This window comes from Bradyrhizobium sp. MV1.5 (assembly GCF_055807615.1).
Genome location: NZ_JBVVPL010000023.1, coordinates 76,223 through 97,286, shown reverse-complemented (window position 1 = coordinate 97,286; position 21,064 = coordinate 76,223). Strand labels below are relative to the sequence as shown.

Annotated in this window: 17 protein-coding genes; 10 read left to right on the top strand and 7 right to left on the bottom strand. The window is 64.4% G+C overall.

The genetic code is table 11. The annotated features are described in order from the left end of the window. Positions 1-164: 164 nt before the first annotated feature. On the bottom strand, positions 165-944 hold the full coding sequence (locus AC0L2J_RS21645) for an enoyl-CoA hydratase-related protein (protein WP_473394066.1): 780 nt from the start codon (positions 942-944) through the stop codon (positions 165-167). A gap of 210 nt (positions 945-1,154) precedes the next feature. Here AC0L2J_RS21645 and AC0L2J_RS21640 point away from each other — a divergent pair, with 210 nt between their 5' ends. After that, positions 1,155-2,429, top strand: a complete 1,275-nt coding sequence (locus AC0L2J_RS21640; protein WP_473394063.1) for an acyl-CoA dehydrogenase family protein — start codon at positions 1,155-1,157, stop codon at positions 2,427-2,429. 177 nt (positions 2,430-2,606) lie between these two features. Here AC0L2J_RS21640 and AC0L2J_RS21635 read toward each other — a convergent pair whose 3' ends face one another. Beyond that, complete coding sequence (locus tag AC0L2J_RS21635) at positions 2,607-4,184, bottom strand: fatty acid--CoA ligase (protein WP_473394059.1); 1,578 nt, start codon at positions 4,182-4,184, stop codon at positions 2,607-2,609. 220 nt (positions 4,185-4,404) lie between these two features. Next, positions 4,405-5,277, bottom strand: coding sequence for an SDR family oxidoreductase (locus tag AC0L2J_RS21630; protein WP_473394057.1), 873 nt, complete (start codon positions 5,275-5,277; stop codon positions 4,405-4,407). 116 nt (positions 5,278-5,393) lie between these two features. On the opposite strand from AC0L2J_RS21630, the gene AC0L2J_RS21625 reads away from it, so the two are divergent. From AC0L2J_RS21625 to ppc, 5 genes are all read left to right on the top strand, one after another. Next, positions 5,394-6,203, top strand: a complete 810-nt coding sequence (locus AC0L2J_RS21625; protein ID WP_473394055.1) for a crotonase/enoyl-CoA hydratase family protein — start codon at positions 5,394-5,396, stop codon at positions 6,201-6,203. A gap of 135 nt (positions 6,204-6,338) precedes the next feature. Beyond that, on the top strand, positions 6,339-7,883 hold the full coding sequence (locus AC0L2J_RS21620; protein ID WP_473394051.1) for an acyl-CoA synthetase: 1,545 nt from the start codon (positions 6,339-6,341) through the stop codon (positions 7,881-7,883). Between the two features lie 178 nt (positions 7,884-8,061). Further along, entirely contained in the window at positions 8,062-8,466 is a 405-nt protein-coding gene (locus AC0L2J_RS21615) for a YccF domain-containing protein (RefSeq protein WP_007607993.1), read from the top strand. Positions 8,467-8,812: 346 nt separating this feature from the next. Next, complete coding sequence (locus tag AC0L2J_RS21610; protein ID WP_473394045.1) at positions 8,813-9,427, top strand: chemotaxis protein CheB; 615 nt, start codon at positions 8,813-8,815, stop codon at positions 9,425-9,427. Between the two features lie 1,161 nt (positions 9,428-10,588). Next, on the top strand, positions 10,589-13,378 hold the full coding sequence (ppc, locus tag AC0L2J_RS21605) for a phosphoenolpyruvate carboxylase (protein ID WP_473394041.1): 2,790 nt from the start codon (positions 10,589-10,591) through the stop codon (positions 13,376-13,378). A gap of 50 nt (positions 13,379-13,428) precedes the next feature. On the opposite strand, the gene AC0L2J_RS21600 is transcribed toward ppc, so the two are convergent. The 4 genes from AC0L2J_RS21600 to AC0L2J_RS21585 form a co-directional block, all read right to left on the bottom strand. Then, complete coding sequence (locus tag AC0L2J_RS21600) at positions 13,429-14,592, bottom strand: SMP-30/gluconolactonase/LRE family protein (RefSeq protein WP_473394037.1); 1,164 nt, start codon at positions 14,590-14,592, stop codon at positions 13,429-13,431. A 114-nt stretch (positions 14,593-14,706) separates the two neighbouring features. Next, positions 14,707-15,621: an SDR family oxidoreductase gene (locus AC0L2J_RS21595; protein WP_007593675.1), complete on the bottom strand. Its 915-nt coding sequence runs from the start codon at positions 15,619-15,621 to the stop codon at positions 14,707-14,709. Positions 15,622-15,728: 107 nt separating this feature from the next. After that, a complete protein-coding gene (locus AC0L2J_RS21590) occupies positions 15,729-16,868 on the bottom strand; it encodes a thiolase C-terminal domain-containing protein (RefSeq protein ID WP_473394033.1) in 1,140 nt (379 codons plus the stop codon). 4 nt (positions 16,869-16,872) lie between these two features. Beyond that, complete coding sequence (locus tag AC0L2J_RS21585) at positions 16,873-17,286, bottom strand: Zn-ribbon domain-containing OB-fold protein (protein WP_473394029.1); 414 nt, start codon at positions 17,284-17,286, stop codon at positions 16,873-16,875. Between the two features lie 173 nt (positions 17,287-17,459). Between AC0L2J_RS21585 and AC0L2J_RS21580 the strand changes: the two genes are divergently transcribed. The 4 genes from AC0L2J_RS21580 (at position 17,460) to alkB (ending at position 21,054) form a co-directional block, all read left to right on the top strand. Beyond that, positions 17,460-18,809 carry an amidase gene (locus AC0L2J_RS21580; protein WP_473394024.1) on the top strand — a complete coding sequence of 450 codons (1,350 nt, stop codon included), beginning with the start codon at positions 17,460-17,462 and terminating at the stop codon, positions 18,807-18,809. Then, positions 18,802-19,488 (top strand): DUF2848 domain-containing protein, encoded by a 687-nt coding sequence (locus AC0L2J_RS21575; RefSeq protein WP_473394021.1) that lies wholly within the window; start codon positions 18,802-18,804, stop codon positions 19,486-19,488. The genes AC0L2J_RS21580 and AC0L2J_RS21575 overlap by 8 nt, the downstream gene beginning before the upstream one ends. Before the next feature lie 156 nt (positions 19,489-19,644). Next, positions 19,645-20,391, top strand: a complete 747-nt coding sequence (locus AC0L2J_RS21570) for a 2OG-Fe(II) oxygenase (RefSeq protein WP_473394018.1) — start codon at positions 19,645-19,647, stop codon at positions 20,389-20,391. A gap of 9 nt (positions 20,392-20,400) precedes the next feature. Further along, positions 20,401-21,054, top strand: coding sequence for a DNA oxidative demethylase AlkB (gene alkB / locus AC0L2J_RS21565; protein ID WP_473394016.1), 654 nt, complete (start codon positions 20,401-20,403; stop codon positions 21,052-21,054). Positions 21,055-21,064: the final 10 nt, after the last annotated feature.

Sequence of the window (21,064 nt, the reverse complement as noted above, 5' to 3'; positions counted from 1 at the left end):
TGTTCATTTGTGTTCACGTGTCTTGATCCCCCCAGCCGGGGCCCCGGTTCGCCAGCCTTTTAAAGCGCCCGGGATTGCGCTTCGCTCCATCCGGGCTACACGTCAGTCCCTCGCAACTGTCATTGCGAGGAGCCCTTGCGAAGAAGCAATGACGAGGGGAGAGTCTACTTGCCAACCCATTTCGGCGGCCGCTTCTCCGAGAACGCCTTCGGTCCCTCGATGTAGTCCTGCGAGGCCACCATCGCCTTCACGGCCGGATACTCGCGCTGTTCCTCGATCGCCTGCTCCAGCGACACGCCGAGGCCCTTCTGGATCGCCTGCTTCGAGGCGCGGATCGACATCGGCGAATTCTTGGTGATCATCTCGGCCCAGCGCAGCGCGGCCGTGAGCGCCTCGCCCTGCGGCACCACCTCGTTGACGAAGCCGAGTTCGAGTCCCTCCTTGGCGCTGACATGGCGCGCGGTGAGGATCATGCCCATGGCGCGCTTCAGCCCGATCTGGCGCGGCAGCCGGTGCAGGCCGCCGGCGAGTGCGGCCAGCCCAACGCGCGGCTCGGGCAGGGCGAAGGTCGCGTTCTCCGAGGCAATGATGAGGTCGCAGGCCAGCGCGATCTCGAAGCCGCCGCCCATGGCAACGCCATTGACCGCGGCGATGATCGGCTTGTCGCAGTCGAAGCGCGCGGTCAACCCGGCAAAGCCGCCCTTGTCCCAGCCGCGCTTGCCGCCGGCGGCCTGCCACTTCAGATCGTTGCCGGCGCAGAACGCCTTGTCGCCGCTGCCGGTGACGATCGCAACCCATTGCTCGGGATCGGCGGAGAAATCGTCGAACACCTTTTGCAGCTCGAAATGCGCATCGGTGTGCAGCGCGTTGTAGACCTCGGGCCGCGACAGCGTGACGATCGTGATCGGCCCCTTGCGGTCCACCTTGGAAAATTTCAGCTCCATCGCGCGCTCCCGCAGTTTCTCGTGAAGGAATATTGCGGCTATACTAGCGCGCAGGCGCGTTTCAGCACCATCGAATTGCGCGGGCGCGCCTTGCGCCTCTCACACGTCTCGCATTGCTTGACTTGCGCGCGCTCTTCTCACCTTAATCGTGCGAAGCAAAGCTGCGCCCAGCGCCTTAACGCAAAACGAAAAATCATCCGGGAGAGACTCGTGGATTTCTCACTGCCTGCCGATCTCGTCGCCTATCTCGCACAGCTCGACCGTTTCATTGAACGCGAGATCAAGCCGCTGGAGGCGGCCGACGACAACATCCGCTTCTTCGATCACCGCCGCGAATGGGCGCGCACCGATTTCGAGAATGGCGGCCTGCCGCGTCACGAATGGGAAGCGCTGCTGCGCAAGGCCAAGGATCTCGCAGACGCGGCCGGCCATTTGCGGTTTGCGGTGCCGAAGCAATATGGCGGCAAGGATGGCTCCAACCTCTGGATGGCCGTGATCCGCGAGCACTTTGCCGCCAAGGGGCTCGGCCTGCACAACGATCTCCAGAACGAGCATTCCATCGTCGGCAACTTCCCCGTCGCCACCATGCTCGATCGCTACGGACGCGACGACCAGAAGGCGATGATCGACGGCTCGATCAAGGGCAAGTACCGCATCACCTTCGGCCTGACCGAGCCAAATCATGGCTCCGACGCCACTCACATGGAAACGCGCGCGGTGCCGGCGACCCGCGACAACGTCAAGGGCTGGATCATCAACGGCGAGAAGATGTGGACCACCGGCATGCACGTCGCCACGCATTGCGCGCTGTTCGCGCGCACCTCGGGCAATGACGGCGATGCGCGCGGCATCACCTGCTTCCTGGTGCCGGCCAAGAGCCATGGCGTGAAGATCGAAGAGTACATGTGGACCTTCAACATGCCGACCGATCATCCCCGCGTCAGCTTCACGGACGTGTTCGTGCCGGAGGACGCGCTGTTCGGCGAGGTCGGCCGCGGCCTGTCGCTGGCACAATGTTTTGTCCATCAGAACCGCATTCGGCAGGCGGCGAGTTCGTTGGGGGCGGCGGTCTACTGCATCAACGAGAGCGTGAAATATGCGCGCGAGCGAAAGCCGTTCGGCAAGGCGCTGGCCGAGAACCAGGCGATCCAGTTCCCGCTGGTCGAGCTTGCAACGCAGGCCGAGATGCTGCGCCTGTTGATCCGCAAGACCGCCTGGGAGATGGACAAGCTCACCGAGGAGCAGATCGAGCGCACGCTCTCCGACCGCGTCTCGATGTGCAACTACTGGGCAAACCGCCTCTGTTGCGAATCCGCCGACCGCGCCATGCAGGTCCACGGCGGCATGGGCTATTCACGCCACAAGCCGTTCGAGCACATCTACCGCCACCACCGCCGCTACCGGATCACGGAGGGCAGCGAGGAGATCCAGATCCGCAAGGTGGCGGGATTTTTGTTCGGCTATATGGGGCCGGGGAAGCACTGAGGCGACTTTGCAGGGCATCTCTCCGCGTCGTCCTGGCGCAAGCCAGGACCCATTACCCCAGGGAGAAGTCGTTGAGGCAGGCAGGTCACCACGAGTCTTCCCCAAACTGCTCTCTGGGATAATGGGTCCTGGATCGGCGCTTCGCTTGTCCAGGACGACGATGTGGATAGAGCGGGCCTAATTCACCCTTCTATCCTTCCCCGCCCAATGCGGCTCCCTCAACTGCCGCCGCAGAATCTTGCCTGACGGGTTCCTCGGCAACGCAGGCAAAAACTCCACGCTCTTCGGCGTCTTGAACCCGGCAATACGCTCGCGGGTGAAGTTGATGATGTCGGTGGCGGTCGCTTGCTTGCCTGGCTTCATCACCACGACGGCCTTCACCGCCTCGCCCCATTTGTCGTCGGGTATGCCGATCACGGCGGCCTCCGCGACGTCGGGATGATCGCACAGCGCGCTCTCGACCTCGGCCGGGTAGATGTTCTCCCCGCCGGAGATGATCATGTCCTTGATGCGATCGTGGATGTAGAGATAGCCGTCCTCGTCCATGTAACCTGCGTCACCGGTGCGCAGCCAGCCGTCGCCGCGCAGCGTCGCGGCGGTCGCTTCCGGCAGGTTCCAGTAGCCTGCCATGTTGGAGCCCGAGCGCGTCGCGATCTCGCCGACCTCGCGCGGCGGCAGCGGCTTGCCATCGACATCGAGGATCGCGATCTCGACGCCCGGCAGCGCCTTGCCGGCCGAGCGCATCCGCTCCAAGCCCTCGACGTGGTCCTCCGGCGGCAGCGCGACGATGGTGCCTGTGGTCTCGGTCATGCCGTACATCTGCACGAAGCCGCATTTGAAGATCTCGATGCATTCCTTCAGCAGCGCCGCCGGGATCGGCGAGGCGCCGTACAGCATGTATTTCAACCGGGAAAAATCGACCGTCCTCGCGCGCGGCTGCCGCACCACGAACTGCATTGCCGCCGGCACCATGAACAGCTTTGTGATGCCCGACTGTTCGAAGAAATCCAAAACCTTGGTCGGATCGAACTCGCGTGCGATCACGCCGCGCGCGCCGTGGTAGAGCCCCATCACGCCCCAGCCGGAGCCGCCGATGTGGAAGATCGGCATCGCGACCAGCGACACGTCGTCGGTCGACCACCGGTTCCACTCGGGCTTGTCCTCAGCATTGCCTGTTTGCACGAGGTTGAGGAAGTTCGCATGCGACAGCATCGCGCCCTTCGGCTTGCCTGTCGTACCCGACGTATAGAGCTGGATCGCGATGTCCCCGGTCGCGACCGGAACCTTGGGATCGTGGCCGCTCTGTGCATCGCGCCAGGCTGCAAAGTCAGGCCATTCCGGCGCGCCGCCTTCGGTGGTGATGACGCTGCGCACGCCCGGCAACTGGTCCTTGATCTGGCGGATCTGGGTGATGAACTCAGTTCCCACGAACAGCACCGGCGCTTTGCAGTCGCTCACGATGAAGGCGACCTCGGGGCCCGCGAGCCGCCAGTTCACCGGCGCCATCACCACGCCGGCCTTCATCGCGCCCATCAGCAGCTCGAAATAGACGTCGCTGTTCTTGCCGAGATAGGCAATGCGCTCGCCCTTGTTCACGCCCATCGCGATCAGCGCGTTGGCCACTTTATTCGTCTTGACGTCGAATTCGGCGAAACTGGTGGCGCGGCCCTCGAACTCGAAGGCGATGGCGTCGCCGCGGCTCGTCGCGCGCTCGCGCACCATGTCGGCGAGATTGGCCAATGGCTGTGTGGTCATGTTTCTCCCGTGACGTCTTGTTTTTTATGGTGGGGAGTGTGGCGTCATCCGCGGGGGAAGACAAGATGGGAGAAGGTACGCCATGGCTTCAACGTCGTCGTCCTGGCGAAAGCCAGGACCCATAGCCACAAACGCAATTTGGCGAAGACTGGCCATGACCAATCTTCGCCAAAAAACATTCGGTGGTTATGGGTCCTGGCTTTTCGCCAGGACGACGACATCACCCCCGCTTCGCCCGGTCCTTCTCGTTCTGCGCCATGATGCTCTCGCGCGCGGTTTTCCAGTCGTCGTCGCTCCAGTCGCGGAGCTGGTAGAAATTGCCGCCCATCGCGAGCGCCTGCGCGCCGTCCATGGCGATGGTCTCGCCGCTGATCCAGTCGCAACCGCCCGAGATCAGGAACACGGCGACGTTCTGCAATTCCTCCATGGTGCCGACGCGGCCCATCGGGTTCATCGCCTTGGTGCGCGCGCCAGCTTCGTCGCCCGGCTTGATGCGCTTGCTCATGCCCTCGGTCGGGATCTCACCCGGCGCGATGGTGTTGAGGCGGATGCCGTAGCGGCCCCATTCGGTGGCTAGCGACATCGTCATGGCGTGGATCGCTGACTTGCTCATCGCCGACGGCACCACGTAAGGCGAGCCGTTGCGCACCCAGGTCGTGGTGATCGAGACGACGTTGCCGGGCTGCTTCAACGCAATCCAGCGCTTGCCGACCGCATGCGTCACGTAGAACGTGCCGTGCATGACGATGTTGGCGACGGCGTCGAAGCCGCGCGGCGAGAGCTCTTCGGTGCGCGAGATGAAATTGCCGGCGGCGTTGTTGATGAGGTCGGTGAGGGGGCGGTCGCGAAAGATGGTCTCGATCATCTCCTCGACCGCGAGCGCGTTGCGGATGTCGACGCCGTGGCTGCTCACGCGGCCGCCATACTCGGCCATCAGCTCGGTCGCGGTCTCGTCGCAGACGATCTTGCGCCGGCCGCAGATGTGCACCTCCGCGCCGAGCTGGAGAAACCGCGCCGCCATCGACTTGCCGAGCCCGGTGCCACCGCCGGTCACGAGGATGTTGCGGCCGGCCAGAAGATTTTCCTTGAACATGGCTGTTTCCCCTGTCGCGATTGTCGGTTAATTGATCGATTGACTAAATCCGGCCGCCGTCGTCCTGTAAAGCGGCACCGAACAAGAACAGCCGGGAACCAGGGGAGAATTGATTCATGGAAGAGCGCGTCTCGATCTCGATCTCGGAAGGCATCGCCGATGTCCGGCTGGTGCGCGCGGACAAGATGAATGCGCTGGATCAAGCCATGTTCGAGGCCCTGGTGGCCGCAACGGATCGGCTTTCAAAGGACAGGAGCGTGCGCGTTGTCGTGCTGTCCGGCGAGGGCCGCGCCTTCTGCGCCGGTCTCGACATGGGGCGTTTTGCCGCCATGAAGGAAAAGGGCGGCAACGGAATTCCGGGTGGCGAAAATCGCGACCTCACCAAGCGCACGCACGGCCGGGCGAATTTTGCGCAACAGGCGGTGTGGGGCTGGCGCCAGCTTCCGGTCCCGGTGATCGCGGCGATCCAGGGTGTCGCCTTCGGCGGTGGTTTCCAGCTCGCCCTCGGCGCCGACATGCGCTTCCTCACCCCCGACGCGCGGATGTCGGTGATGGAAATCAAATGGGGTTTGGTGCCCGATATGGCGGGTACGCCGATCCTGGCTTCGCTCGTGCGCGACGACATCTTGCGCGATCTCACCTACACCGGCCGCATCTTCTCCGCTCAGGAGGCGATGGCTTACGGTCTCGCCACGCGCATCTGCGACGACCCGCGCGCAGCCGCGCTCGACGTCGCGCGCGAGATCGCCGGCAAGAGTCCCGATGCGATCCGCGCCGCGAAACGCATGCTCAATAATCTCTCGGTCGATCCGGGCCCCGCACTGCTCGCCGAATCCGTCGAGCAGCAGAAGCTGATCGGCAGCGCGAACCAGACCGAGGCGGTGCGTGCCAATCTGGAGAAGCGCGCGCCCAAGTTTGCGGATTAGCGCAGACCTCATCCCGAGGAGCCGCGAAGCGGCGTCTCGAGGGATGGGCCGCGATCACGGGCCTTCATGGTTCGAGACGGCGCTTTGCGCCTCCTCACCATGAGGGGCAACTTCAACAACAAAGAAAAACAACAAATGAGCGAAACCTCAAATTTCCTCGGCATCGTCTCCGGCGAGCGCAGCCGCTCCCATGCCGAGATCGCTGATCGTGCCGACCGCATCGCGAGCGGTCTCAGCCAGATCGGCGTCAGGCAGGGCGATTGCGTCTGCATGCTGATGCGCAACGACATCGCCTTCATTGAGGCCGCCTATGCCGCGATGCGGCTGGGCGCCTACGGCGTGCCGATCAACTGGCACTTCAAGCCCGAGGAGATCGACTACATCCTGAACGACACCGGCACGTCCGTGCTGATCGGCCATGCCGACATGCTGCATGCCTTGCGCGACGCGATCCCAAAAGGCGTCACCGTGCTCAGTGTGCCGACGCCGCCGGAGATCCTGTCCAGCTACAAGATCGATCCCGATCATCTGAAGACGCCGGACTTCGCGATCGATTTCGAAGCCTGGCTCGCGCAGCACCAGCCCTATGACGGCCCGATCGTGCCGCAGCCCATGAACATGATCTACACCTCGGGCACGACAGGCCATCCCAAGGGCGTACGGCGCAATGCACCGACGCCGGAACAGGCGGCCGCCGGCGAGCGCATGCGCGCGATGATCTACGGGCTGAAGCCCGGCGCCCGCACGATCCTGCCGGGTCCACTCTATCACTCCGCGCCGAACTCGTTCGGCATCCGCGCCGGCAAGCTTGGCGGCGCACTGGTACTGATGCCGCGCTTCGAGCCCGAAGAATTTCTCCAGCTGATCGAATGCTACAAAATCGACACCATCTTCATGGTGCCGACCATGTTTATCCGCCTGATGAAGCTGCCGCAGGAGGTGCGCAAGAAATACGACGTCTCCTCGCTCCGCCACATCATTCACGCCGCAGCACCCTGTCCGGCGGACGTCAAGCGCGCCATGATCGAATGGTGGGGGCCGGTGATCTACGAATTCTACGGCTCGACCGAATCCAGCGCCGTCACCTTCGCGACCTCCGAGGACGCGCTGAGGAAGCCCGGCACCGTCGGCAAGATATCGCCCGGCGCCGAGCTGCGCTTCATCGGCGAGGACGGAAGCGTGCTGGGCGTGGGCGAGATCGGTGAGATCTATTCGCGCATGGCCGGAATGGCTGATTTCACCTATCACAACAAGCCGGAGAAGCGCGCCGAGATCGATTGCGACGGCTTTATCACTTCCGGCGACGTCGGCTATATCGACGCAGAGGGCTACGTCTTCATCTGCGACCGCAAGCGCGACATGGTGATCTCGGGCGGCGTCAACATCTATCCGGCCGAGATCGAATCCGTACTGCACGCGGTACCCGGGGTGCATGATTGCGCGGTGTTCGGCATTCCCGATGCCGAGTTCGGCGAGGCGTTGATGGCCGTGGTCGAGCCGCAGCCGGGCATCGCACTCGACGCCGGCGATATCCGAGCGCGGCTGAAGGCGTCGCTCGCCGACTACAAGGTGCCAAAACACGTCGAGATCCGCGCCGGGCTGCCGCGCGAAGATTCCGGCAAGATTTTCAAGCGCCGCCTGCGCGATCCCTATTGGGAGCAGGCGGGGCGGAAGATCTGACGTGCGTAGCGCGTAGCCCGGGTGGGCGAAGCGATACCCGGGATAACAATCAGTAAGACCCGGATGTCGCTTCGCTCATCCCGGGCTACACGAGCCCGCGAATACGTGAGCGGCTTCATGGACCGCAACCTCGCTCATCGTGCTATACTCACGGGATCATGCACCTCCGGATCACCCCATGGCTCCCGTTTCCATCCTGCTCAACCTGCTCTGGATTCTCATCGGCGGCGCCTGGATGGCGCTCGGCTGGCTGGTCGCCGCGGTCATCATGGCGGTCACCATCATCGGCCTGCCCTGGGCGCGGGCGGCGTTCAACATCGCGGTCTACACGCTGATGCCGTTCGGCTCGCGGGCGGTCAGCCGCTACGAGGTCACCGGGGTCGAGGATGTCGGCACCGGCCCACTTGGGGTGATCGGCAACATCATCTGGTTCGTGCTGGCCGGCTGGTGGCTGGCACTCGGCCACCTCCTCACCGCCCTGGCCCTCGCGATCACCATTATCGGCATTCCCTTCGCTTGGGCCCACCTCAAGCTCGCGGGCATCGCGCTCTGGCCGATCGGCAAGGTGATCGTGCCGGCTTAAGGCAAACTCGTAGGCTTCCCCGCGGCCCATCCTTCGAGACGCCCGCCGTTGGCGGGCCCTCAGGATGAGGGCGGAACAGGTGGCTGCACCTGCAACGAATCCCGACGCAGTTCAGCCTCATCTTGAGGAGACCGCGAAGCGGTCGTCTCGAAGGACGAGGCGCTTGCTCCGCTCGTAGGATGGGTAGAGCGCCAGCGAAACCCATCAAGCCGTCCGCCGATGACGAAGCATGCTGGGTTCGCAAGCGCTCATCTCATCCTCCGCGTACTAGCCCGATCCAACCTCATTTCGGACCAGGCTTGAGGCAGATCAATCCTGTCGCAGTGCAGCCTGCCATTTTGGCGACATGCAGCCAAATCGAGCGGATGAGTTCGGGCCTTGTTTTGTCGCAATCGGCGCTTCCGGTGCTGAGGGCTTGCGCGATCTGGGAGACTTGCTCGGAGCGCTTCCTGCCAATCTGCCCGCCGTCGTGCTTGTGGTCCTGCATCGCCCCAGCAACCGCATCAGTTATCTGCGTGAGGTGCTGGCGCGCCGGTCGATGCTGCCCGTGATGATACCGGACGAGGACGAGGAGTTCCAGGTTGGCGTCTGCTACGTCGGTGAACCTGCAGCGCACCTTTCTCTGGCGGCGCGAAGCCGCGTCCACCTGATCGAGGGACCGCAAGACCTGTATCGCAACCGGACGGTTGATCTGTTGTTCACGTCTGTCGCTGCTCACGCCAGAAGGCACGCGATCGGAGTTGTATTGCGCGGTGAGCTAAGCGACGGATCGCGTGGTTTGGAGGCGATACATTTCGCCGGCGGCGTCACGATGGTGCTGGGGACGCACGGCGCCGCAGCACGCGGCATGCCTTTGAATGCGACGGAATATGACGGGCCTGTCGACTTCATCGGCTCGATCAGCGACATCGCTGCGGAAATCGTGCGCCGGATCGCGGTGATGGCCGTCAAGGCAGCCTAGAACTCGTAAGATGGGTAGAGCGTCGCCCGCTTTCCATTGAGCGGCGAAGGAAAAAAGCGCCTGCGAACGCAACCAGCACTCGTAGGATGGGTAGAGCGCCAGCGAATCCCATCAATCCGTCGGTCGGAGATGAAGCATGATGGGTTTCGCAAGGGCTCAACCCATGATGGGTTTCGCAAGGGCTCAACCCACCCTGCGCGCCCCGTCGACGCTGAGCACACCATTCCTCGCGTAGCCCGACGGGCAAAACACGCCATACACAGGTCAAGGCATTGGTCCGCGAATATTCTGATTGACCGAATTCATCGCTTCGGGTAAACCGCAAGGCATCCCGGCCCGCTAAAAAGGGCGTTTCGCGATCGTCACGATACGTGAGCCGGGATGCGATGGACGCGGCAGCGCCGGCGCGTGACGGGATGGCAGGGCGGGCAATCCTCGTGAGTCATCGCGATCCGCGCATACGACACGGCGCGGTCACAGCGTTTCTTTTCGGCATTGGGGGCGAGCACGCGCGAGCCTCCGATGGCTCGTGTAGGGACGTCCGCGGACGGCAAAAGCGTGTGGTCCTGACGCCCGGGGTCTGTGCGTCAAGGCTTGCGGTGATGTGCGGCCCGACCGGGTGCGTGCATCGATCATCCGCGAGGCGACGGGGGCAATAGTGCATCGCTCCCCGGGGAGAGCGCGCCATAAGCCGTAAAACCATTGCGCAGGGAAGGCCGGGATGTTCCGGCATCACCTGTGGTCACCCCCGCGTGCGTTTTTCGCGTGCGGACCCTGGGTGCCAGCCGGCGCCCGGCCTTCCCTGCGCCCTTTCTTCTCGAAGAGGGCGAAACGGACAGCAAAACTCGGGCGCCCGCGCCGCGAGACCGCGAAGGTATGTTTATCGCGAGGACCTCCTCGTGTCCCGGACGCGCTGCAACGCGCCAGCGTTGCTGCGCAGAGCCGGGACCCAAAAGCGGATCAACGCCGGGCTCTCAGCTGGGCCCCGGCTCTGCAGCGCATCACGCCGCGAAGACGCGGCGCGCCTGCGCTGCGTCCGGGGCACGAAACCAATGCCCCTAGTGTGCGCCGCCACCAAGTTCACCTTGCACTGCGGCAGAAAAATATCGCACACTCGGCTGAGCCGGGCAGTCAAGCGAGCTCGAACCAGGGGAGCGAGCCATGTCCCTCCAGACCATATCGTCCGACGCCGCCGATCAGCGCCCCAACCGACCCGAGGATGTCCAGGCGCTGGAGGCAGATGCGCGGCTGCGGGACGACATCCGCCTGCTCGGGCGCATCCTTGGCGACACGGTGCGCGACCAGGAGGGCGCCGATGTGTTCGACCTCGTCGAACGCATCCGGCAGACCTCGATCCGGTTCCACCGCGATGAGGACCGGCTCGCCCGCCGCGAGCTCGAGCAGATCCTCGACAGCATGTCGACCTCGGAGACGGTGCGGATCGTCCGCGCCTTCAGCTATTTCTCCCACCTCGCCAACATCGCCGAAGACCAGAACAACATCCGCCAGATGCGCGCCAACAAGGGCGGCGGCTCCGGCGTGCTGGCCGAGACGCTCGCCCATGCGAGGGCTGCGGGCATCGGTGCCGATGCCCTGCGCAACTTCTTCAAGAGCGCGCTGGTCAGCCCTGTCCTGACCGCGCACCCGACCGAGGTCCGCCGCAAGAGCACCATGGACCGCGAGATGGAGGTCGCTAGCCTGCTCGATCGTCGCGAGCGCGTCGCGCTGACGGCGGAGGAGGCCACCGCCAGCGACGAGCAGCTCCGCCGCGAGGTGCTGACGCTGTGGCAGACCAATCTGCTCCGCCGCACCAAGCTCACCGTGCTCGACGAGGTCGCCAACGGCCTGTCGTTCTACGATTACACGTTTCTCCGCGAGGTGCCGCGGCTGGTCAACGCGCTGGAGGACCGGCTGGAGGAGGGCGGCGAGCAGGCGGCCGGCGAGCTCGCCTCGTTCCTGCGCATGGGCAGCTGGATAGGTGGCGACCGCGACGGCAATCCCTTCGTCACCGCCGACGTGATGCGCGGCACGCTGCGGCTGCAGTCGAGCCGGGTGATGCAGTTCTATCTGAATGAGCTGCACGTGCTCGGCTCCGAGCTCTCGATCGCGGCCCATCTCGCCGACGTGTCCGAGGAGTTGCGCACGCTGGCGGAGCGCTCGCCCGATACCTCGCCGCACCGGAGCGGCGAGCCCTATCGTCTCGCGGTCTCCGGCATCTATGCGCGCCTCACCGCCACGGCCGAAATGCTTCAGGTCGAGATCACCCGCCGGCCTGTCGGCAAGGGCGCGCCGTATGACAGCGTCGGTGAGTTCAAGGCCGATCTCGACGTGCTGCACCGCTCGCTGATCTCCAACAACGCCGGCGTCATCGCCCGCGGCCGGCTGCGGTTGCTGCGGCGTGCGGTGGACTGCTTCGGCTTCCACCTGGCCCGGCTCGATATCCGCCAGAACTCGGCGGTGCACGAGCGCACCATTGCCGAGCTTATGGATGCCGCCAATCCCGGCATGTCCTATCTCGCGCTCGGCGAGGACGCCCGCATCTCCCTGCTCACCAACGAATTGCGCTCGACGCGCTCGCTGGTGTCGCCGTTCGTCAAGTACAGCGACGAGACCATGGGTGAGCTCAACGTCTTCCATGCCGCCGCCGAGGCGCATGCGAAGTTCGGCTCGGACGCCATTCCCCAATGCATCATCTCGATGTGCAAGGGCATGTCTGATATGCTCGAGGTCGCGGTGCTCCTGAAGGAGGTCGGTCTCGTCCATCCCTCCGGGCGCAGCGCCATCAACATCGTGCCGCTGTTCGAGACCATCGAGGATTTGCAGGCTTCCAGCGCCATCATGGACCGCATGCTCTCGCTGCACGATTACCGCCGCCTGGTCGACAGCCGCGGCAGCGTGCAGGAGGTCATGCTCGGCTATTCCGACTCGAACAAGGATGGCGGCTTCGTCACCTCGGGCTGGGAGCTCTACAAGGCCGAGATCGGCCTCGTCGACGTGTTCGAGCGCCATGGCGTGCGGTTGCGCCTGTTCCATGGCCGCGGCGGTTCGGTCGGCCGCGGCGGCGGCCCGAGCTATGATGCCATCATCGCCCAGCCGGGCGGCGCGGTGAACGGCCAGATCCGCATCACCGAGCAGGGCGAGATCATCTCGTCGAAATATTCCAACGCCGAAGTCGGCCGCAACAATCTGGAGATCCTTGCCGCCGCGACGCTGGAGGCGAGCCTGTTGCATCCGCGCCAGAGCGCGCCGAGGCGCGAATATCTGACCGCGATGGACGAGCTTTCAAATCTCGCCTTCAAGGCCTATCGCGGCCTCGTTTACGAGACCGAGGGCTTCGTCGATTATTTCTGGGCCTCGACCGTCATCAACGAGATCGCAACGCTCAACATCGGCAGCCGTCCGGCGTCGCGCAAGAAGACCCGGGCGATCGAGGACCTTCGCGCCATTCCCTGGGTGTTCTCCTGGGCGCAATGCCGCCTGATGCTGCCCGGCTGGTATGGCTTTGGCAGCGCGGTCGAGCAGTGGATCGCGGAGCATCCCGACAAGGGCATGCCGTTCCTCAAAGAGCTCTACAAGGAATGGCCGTTCTTCCGCATGCTGTTGTCGAACATGGACATGGTGCTGGCCAAGAGCTCGATCGCGATCGCCTCGCGCTATGCCGAGCTCGTGCCGGATGAAGCGCTGCGCGAGAAGATTTTCGGCCGCATCCGCCGCGAATGGCATTCCTGCATCGAGACGCTTCTGGACATCATGGGCCAGGACCGGCTGCTGCAAGGCAACCCGCTGCTGGAACGCTCGGTGCGCCACCGCTTCCCCTATCTCGACCCGCTCAACCATGTGCAGGTCGAGCTGCTGAAAGAGCACCGCGCGCAGAACCCGGACGAGCAGGTGCTGCGCGGGATTCAGCTCACGATCAACGGGATCTCGGCGGGGTTGAGGAATACGGGTTGAGAAGCGAGTAGCGGTCCGAACGGTTCGCTACTCGCCACTCTATTAATCGCTCAGGGCTTCATCGCGCCCTGTACGCTCGTGTAGACGGCGTAGAGCGATGTCGAGCCGCAAATATAGAGCCTGTTTCGCTGCTGACCTCCGAAGCACAAATTAGCGACGGTTTCCGGAATATGAATCTTGCCCAGCAAGTCGCCCGAGGGCGTATAGCAGCGTACGCCGTCGTCGTTTGCATCCCCCCAGCCCACCGAGCACCAGACGCGGCCTTCGGTGTCACAGCGGACGCCATCGGTGATGCTCGGTTTTGGCATCTCTGCGAACACCTTGCTGTTCGACACCTTGCCCCCGGCGACGTCGAGGTCGAACACGCGGATATGCGACGGGTTGTCGGGTCCATCCGTGAAGCCGGTCTCGCAGATGTAGAGCTTCTTCTCGTCCGGCGAGAGGGTGATCCCGTTGGGCTCGACAAAGTCGTCGACGACGACCTTGACCTCTCCGGACTTCGGATCGACCCGGTAGACGTTCTTCTTCTCCTGCTCGGGATCGGCCTTGATCCCTTCGTAGAAACCGCCGATGCCGTAGGCGGGATCGGTGAACCAGATCGCGCCATCGGCCGTGACAACCGCATCGTTCGGGGAGTTCAGTCGCTTGCCATTGAACTTGTCGGCGATGATGGTGATCGAGCCGTCGAGTTCGGTGCGCGTCACGCGCCGACCGCTGTGCTCGCACGTGATCAGGCGTCCTTCGCGATCGATCGTGTTGCCGTTCGAGTTCATCGAGGGCTGGCGATAGACACTGACGTGGCCGTCGTCCTCCGAGAAGCGCATGATGCGATTGTTCGGAATGTCGCTGAACAGCAGGTATCGCCCGGCGGCGAAATATACCGGCCCCTCAGCCCAGCGGAAGCCCGTTGCGACCCGCTCGACGGCCATGGTGCCGGCAAAGGCAGGAAAACCGGGCGGCCCGAATGATGGCGGCCCCTTCTTGGCGGATTCCAGGTGGGCGTCCGGATAACGGCTGCCCGGCAGTGGTCCCAACGGTAATGGCGCGGTCGATCTTGTCGGTGCACCCGTCTGGCCCAAGGGCGTTACGGACGCCCCCAGGGCCGCGGACATGGTGACGCCCGTCGCCGCGACTGCTGCAGCGCCCTTCAGCAGGGTGCGGCGTGCGAGAACAGGCTCATTGACGTCGGTGCAGATGGTCAGTGGGTTTGTCATAGTCGCCTCCCATTTTTTTGTTTGGGAGAAAACTGTCCGCCTGCAATCGGGCGTAAAGCGGGCGATCCCCGGCCGGACAACCGGAGATCGCAATGCAGCAAAAGTGGATTTCGCTTAAACGGGATCCCAGGGGAAGATATCGGCGGAGCGGTCGAGCTTGTAGAACGATCCCTTCAGCGCCGGCATGCCGTGTTCCGCGATCGATTGCGGCGTCCAGCCTTCGCTCCGATGCACCGAGCGCAGCGGACGGTTCTGGCTGAACAGGAACAGCTCGTTCATGCGGGCGCCGAAGATCTGCCCGGACACATCCTTGGCGGCATCGGAGAGCAGATAGGCGCAGACCGGCGCGATCTTCTCCGGGCCCATCTGCTTGATCTTCTCGACGCGCGCCTTCTCGGCTTCGGTCTCGGTCGGGATGGTGCCGATCATGCGGGTCCAGGCGAACGGCGAGACGCAATTGGAGCGAACGTTGAAGCGGCCCATGTCGAGCGCAATCGACTTCGACAGGCCGACGATGCCGAGCTTGGCGGCGGCGTAATTGGCTTGGCCGAAGTTGCCGATCAGGCCGGAGGTCGAGGTGAAGTGCACGAACGATCCGGACTCCTGCTCGCGGAAGATCCGCGCCGCGGCGTGGCTGACATAGAACGAGCCCATCAAATGCACCTTGATGACGGCCTCGAACGCTTCCACGCTCATCTTGTGGAAGATCATGTCGCGCAAAATGCCGGCATTGTTGACCACGCCGTCGAGCCGGCCGAAATGATCGGTCGCGGTCTTCACGATCTTGCTGGCGGGGATGGCTTCGGCCACCGACTCGAAATTGGCAACCGCGGTGCCGCCTCGCTTCTTGATCTCCTCGACCACTTCCTCGGCGGGCGCGGCGCTCGTGCCGGCGCCGTCAGCGGCGACGCCGGGATCGTTGACGACGACCTTGGCGCCTTCGCCAGCGCAGAGCAGCGCGATCTCCCGTCCGATGCCGCGGCCTGCGCCGGTGACGATGATGACCTTGTCTTGCAGTGATTTCGTCATGTGGATGTCTCCTGTTGTCTCTGTCATTCCGGGGCGTGCGAAGCACGAACCCGGAATCTCGAGGTTCCGGGTCTGGTCCTTCGGACCATCCCGGAACGACGAGAAAATTACCTCTCGTTCGTAAACACGATCGTGCCCGACGCGGCGAACATGCCGCCGACGCCGTGGCACACCGAAATCCTCGCGTTGGCGACCTGCGCCGGCGCGATGCCGCGCATCTGCCGCACGCTCTCCTGAAGCGCGTACATGCCGTACATGCCGGAATGCATGTAGCTCAAGCCACCGCCATTGGTGTTGAGCGGCAGCTTGCCGCCGGGGCGGGTGTTGCCGTCGGCGATGAACTTGCCGGTCTCCTCATGCGGCATGAAGCCGAGATCGCCGAGGCCGAACAGCGGTAGATGCGCAAAGGCGTCGTAGATCATGAGATGGTCGACGTCCTTGTGTGCGATGCCGGCCTCCCTGAACGCCAGCGGTCCCGCGGTCTTGAACGCGCGTGAGGAGTTGAACGTCTCCATCTGGCTGACCATCGGCGTCTCCACGCTCTCGCCGGTCCCCATGATGTAGACCGGCTTGCGCGGAAAATCCCGGGCGCGGTCCGCCGAGGTCAGGATCAGCGCGCCGCCGCCGTCGGTGACGAGGCAGCATTGCAGCAGGCGGAACGGATAAGCGATCATGCGCGAGTTGAGGACGTCTGCGACCGTGATGGGATCCTTCATCATCGCACGCGGATTCTTCGCCGCCCATTCCCGCTGCACCACTGCCACCGAGGCGAGCTGCTCGTGCGTGATGCCGTAGGTCTTCATGAAGCGCAGCACGGGGATCGGGAACATGCTGGGCGGGCCGTAGACGCCGAACGGCGCCTCGAACTGGCCTTGCAGACTGTCGGGGGGAATCGAGCGCGGCGCCTTGCCGATCATCGACTTGCCGCTCTCGGCATGGGTGATCAGCACGGTCTTGCACAGGCCAGCCTCGATCGCCGCGGCGGCATGGCGGACGTGCAGCATGAAGGAGCAGCCGCCGACCGAGGTGCCGTCCACCCAGGTCGGCTTGATGCCGAGATAGTGGCAGACCTGCTGCGGCGTTTCGACCGCGGTGGCGAAGCCGTCGATGTCCGACAGCTTCAGCCCGGCATCGGCAATGGCATTGAGCGCCGCATCCGCATGAAGCTGGAGCTGCGAGACGTTGGGGATGACACCGAGTTCGGTGGTCTCGGCCGCGCCGACGACGGCAACCTGATTGCTGCGCATGGGCTTACCCCTTCGCCGGACGGAATACGGGAAGGGTGATCTTGTCGTCGAGCGCCTCGAAGGCGACCTCGAGCTTCATGTCGAGTTCGAGCGCCTCCGGCGTCTGCGGGCAGTCGATGATGTTGCTCATCATCCGCGGCCCCTCCTCGAGTTCGACCACCGCGATCGCGTAAGGCGGCGTGAAGCCGGGCGCCGCGGGACGGTGGTTGATCACGTAGCTGTAGAGAAAGCCTTTGCCGCTCGCCTTGAAGATGTTGACCTTGCGCGAGGCGCAGGACGGGCAGAACGGGCGTGGCGGGAAATAGACATGCGCGCAGGCGTCGCAGCGCTGCAGGCGCAACTCGCCCGCCTTGGTGCCGTCCCAGAAATGCTGGGTCTCCGGCGTCGGTTTCGGTCGCGCGCGCTGCGGTTCGGCCATTTCGGCAGGTCCTCCCAGGGCCAAGCTTAGCCCGGCCGTTGCGATCTTGATGCGACAATCGACCATGGCGCGTCAACGGTCCAGCAATGCGCATGCATGCCATCATGCGCACAATGCTTGTGTCGAAGTGAGGCAGCGCTATACATTGCGCGCAAATATTCCGTGAGACAGACATGCCCGATTTTTCGACACTGACGAAGCTCGCCGAAGACCTCGAAAGCGGCCGCACCAGCTCCCGCAAGCTGGTCGAGGCGTGCCTCGCCAAGATCGCCGATCCGGCCGGCGAGGGGCAGCGTGCCTTCATCCATGTCGACAAGGATGCCGCGCTTGTCGCGGCGGACGCGATGGACGGTTTGCGCAAGGTGAAGGCGGCGCCCTCGCGCTACGCCGGTATCCCGGTCTCAATCAAGGATCTCTTCGACATCAAGGGCCAGGTGACGCGCGCCGGCTCCCGCGCGCTCGACGATTCCTCGCCGGCCGAGCAGGATGCCCCCACGGTAGCGCGGCTGCGCAAGGCCGGCTTCGTCGTGATCGGACGCACCAACATGACCGAGTTTGCCTATTCCGGCATCGGCATCAATCCGCATTACGGCACGCCAAAGGGCGTCTGGAACCGGGCCGAGGGCCACGTGCCCGGCGGTTCGTCCTCGGGCGCCGCGGTCTCCGTGCTCGACGGCATGGCGCATGGCGCACTCGGCACCGACACCGGCGGCTCCTGCCGGATTCCGGCGGCCTATAACGGCATCGTCGGCTACAAGCCGACGCAGCGGCGCGTGCCGCTCGATGGGGCCGTGCCGCTGTCGTTCTCGCTCGACAGCATCGGGCCGCTGGCACGATCGGTCAGTTGCTGTGCCATTCTCGATGCGGTGCTCGCGAACGAGCCGATCGCCCCGCTGAAGCCTCGCCCGGTCAAGGGCATGCGGCTGGCGGTGCCGACCACGATCGCACTCGACGACCTCGACGCGGCTGTGGCCGCGACATTCGAGCGGGCGCTCAAGAGCCTTGCCGATCACGGTGCGATCATCGAGCGCATTGAGATGGCCGAATTCCACGACATCGGGCCGATGAACGCCAAGGGCGGCTTTGCGGCTTCCGAAAGCTATGCCTGGCACCGCTACCTTCTCACGTCCAAGGGCGACGTCTACGATCCCAGAGTCTCCGTGCGTATCATGCGCGGCGAAGCGCAGAGCGCGGCGGACTACATCGATCTTCTCAACGAGCGCCGCTCGCTGATCACCCGCGTCAATGCGCGCATCGCGCCCTATGACGCACTGGTGCTGCCGACCACCGCCAACACGCCGCCGAAAATTTCGGACCTTGCCGATGACAAGGCGTTCACCAGGGAAAACCTGCGGGCGCTCCGCAACTGCACCCTGATCAACATGATCGACGGCTGTGCCATCTCGCTGCCTGCGCATCGCGAGGGCGAGATCCCCGTCGGCCTCATGGTGGCGGGCGCGGGCGGATCGGACCGCCGTATCTTCGAGCTTGCTGCCGGCATGGAGGCCGTAATTCGTGTTTGACCTGACTTTCACCGTCGACGCCCAGGACACCACCGCGCCGCTGACGCTGGCGATCGATCAGATGGTCATCGCCGGCTGGACCGGCCGCGATCCGGTCGCGCGCGACAAGCACATTGCCGAGCTGCAGGAGATGGGCATCGCCCCGCCGGCCTCGACGCCGATCTACTACCGCGCCTCGGCGCGGCGGCTGACGATGGAAGACAGCATCGAGTGCACTGGCGGCGATTCCAGCGGCGAGGTCGAGTTCGTGCTGATCGGCTGGCAAGGCCGCATTTTCGTCGGCTGCGGCTCCGACCACACCGACCGCAAGGTCGAGGCCTATAACGTCACGGTGTCCAAGCAGATGTGCGACAAGCCGATCGCCTCCACGCTGTGGGAGCTGGAGGACGTCATCGGCCATTGGGACAGGATGATCCTGCGCTCCTGGGCCACCATCAAGGGCGAGCGCGTGCTCTATCAGGAGGGTACGCTCGACGCGATGCTTCCGGTCGCCGACCTGATCGCGCGTGGCTTCGAAGGTGGAAAATTCCCCGACGGCTGCGCCATGTTCGGCGGTACGTTTGCGGCGAAGGGCGGTATCCGTTCCGCCGACCGTTTCGATTTTGAGCTGGAAGACCCCGTGCTGAAGCGCACGATCAAGCATGGATACGACGTAGTGACGCTGCCGGTGAGAGGCTGACGCCTCTCCGCCGTCATTGCGAGGAGCCCTTGCGACGAAGCAATCCAGACTGGTTCCCCGGAGGGATTCTGGATTGCTTCGCTGCACTCGCAATGACGGGGAGAGAGACGGAAATCGGGTGGTAGAGGACGGGGCGGTCCTGCGAAAGTCAGAGCCATGACAGCAATAGCACGCAAATCGGCTCAATCTCCGACAGCCGACCTCGCCGCCCATGTCGATGCCCTCGACTGGCCGCAGATCACAGGCGAGCTCGATACCCAGGGCTGCGCTGTCCTGAAGGGGCTGTTCACGCCGGAGCAATGCCGCACCGTCGCCGCGCTCTATCCCGACGACGCCAACTTCCGCAGCCGCATCGTCATGGGCCGCCACGGCTTTGGCCGCGGCGAGTACAAATATTTCTCCTATCCGCTGCCCGACCTGATCGCGCTGCTCCGCCCGGCGCTCTACGCGCATCTCCAGGGCGTCGCCAATCGCTGGAACGAGGCGATGGGGATCGACATCCGCTATCCGGCCGCGCATGCGGCGTTCCTGAAGCGCTGCCACGAGGCCGGGCAGACGCGGCCGACGCCGCTGCTGCTGCAATACGAGACGGGCGATTTCAACTGCCTGCATCAGGATCTCTATGGCGAGCACGTGTTCCCGCTTCAGGTCGCGATCCTCTTGTCCGAGCCCGGCCGCGAATTCACCGGTGGCGAGTTCGTGCTGACCGAGCAGCGCCCGCGCATGCAGTCCCGTGCCGAGGTGGTTCCGCTCGCGCAGGGCGACGCCGTGGCCTTCGCTGTGCATCACCGCCCGGTGCAGGGGACACGCGGCACCTACCGCGTTAATCTCCGCCACGGCGTCAGCCGGATTCGCTCTGGCCAGCGCCACACGCTGGGTGTGATCTTTCATGATGCCAAGTGAGCGCTGCGATTGACGGCTGATTTGTTCGACCATGTCGCCGAAGCCCAGCCGTCGCGCGAGGAGATCGCCGACGGCGCCGTTCTGCTGCGCGGCTTCGTCAAGCCGATCGAGAGCGAGCTGATCGAAGCCGTGCGCGCCATCGTGGCGCAGTCGCCGTTCCGTCGCATGACCACGCCCGGCGGGCACCTGATGTCGGTGGCCATGACCAATTGCGGCGAGCGCGGCTGGATCACCGATCATACCGGCTATCGCTATGATCCCATTGACCCGCGAACGAGCGCGCCATGGCCGGCGATGCCGCCGGTGCTCCGCGATCTGGCTTTGCGCGCCGCGGAGCAGGGCGGCTTCGCCGGCTTCGCGCCCGATGCCTGCCTCGTCAATCGCTACGAGCCTGGCACGCGGCTGTCATTGCATCAGGACAAGGACGAGCTGGATTATTCGGCGCCGATCGTCTCGGTCTCGCTCGGCCTGCCCGCGACCTTCCTGTTCGGCGGCATGGCACGCAGCGACAAGCCGCGGCGCTTCCGCCTCGTCCATGGTGACGTCGTGGTCTGGGGCGGCCCCAGCAGGCTGGCCTATCACGGTGTCGCGCCGCTGGCCGATGGCGAGCATGCGTTGCTCGGCCGCAAGCGGGTCAATTTGACGTTCCGAAAGGTCCGCTGACGCGTTTCCT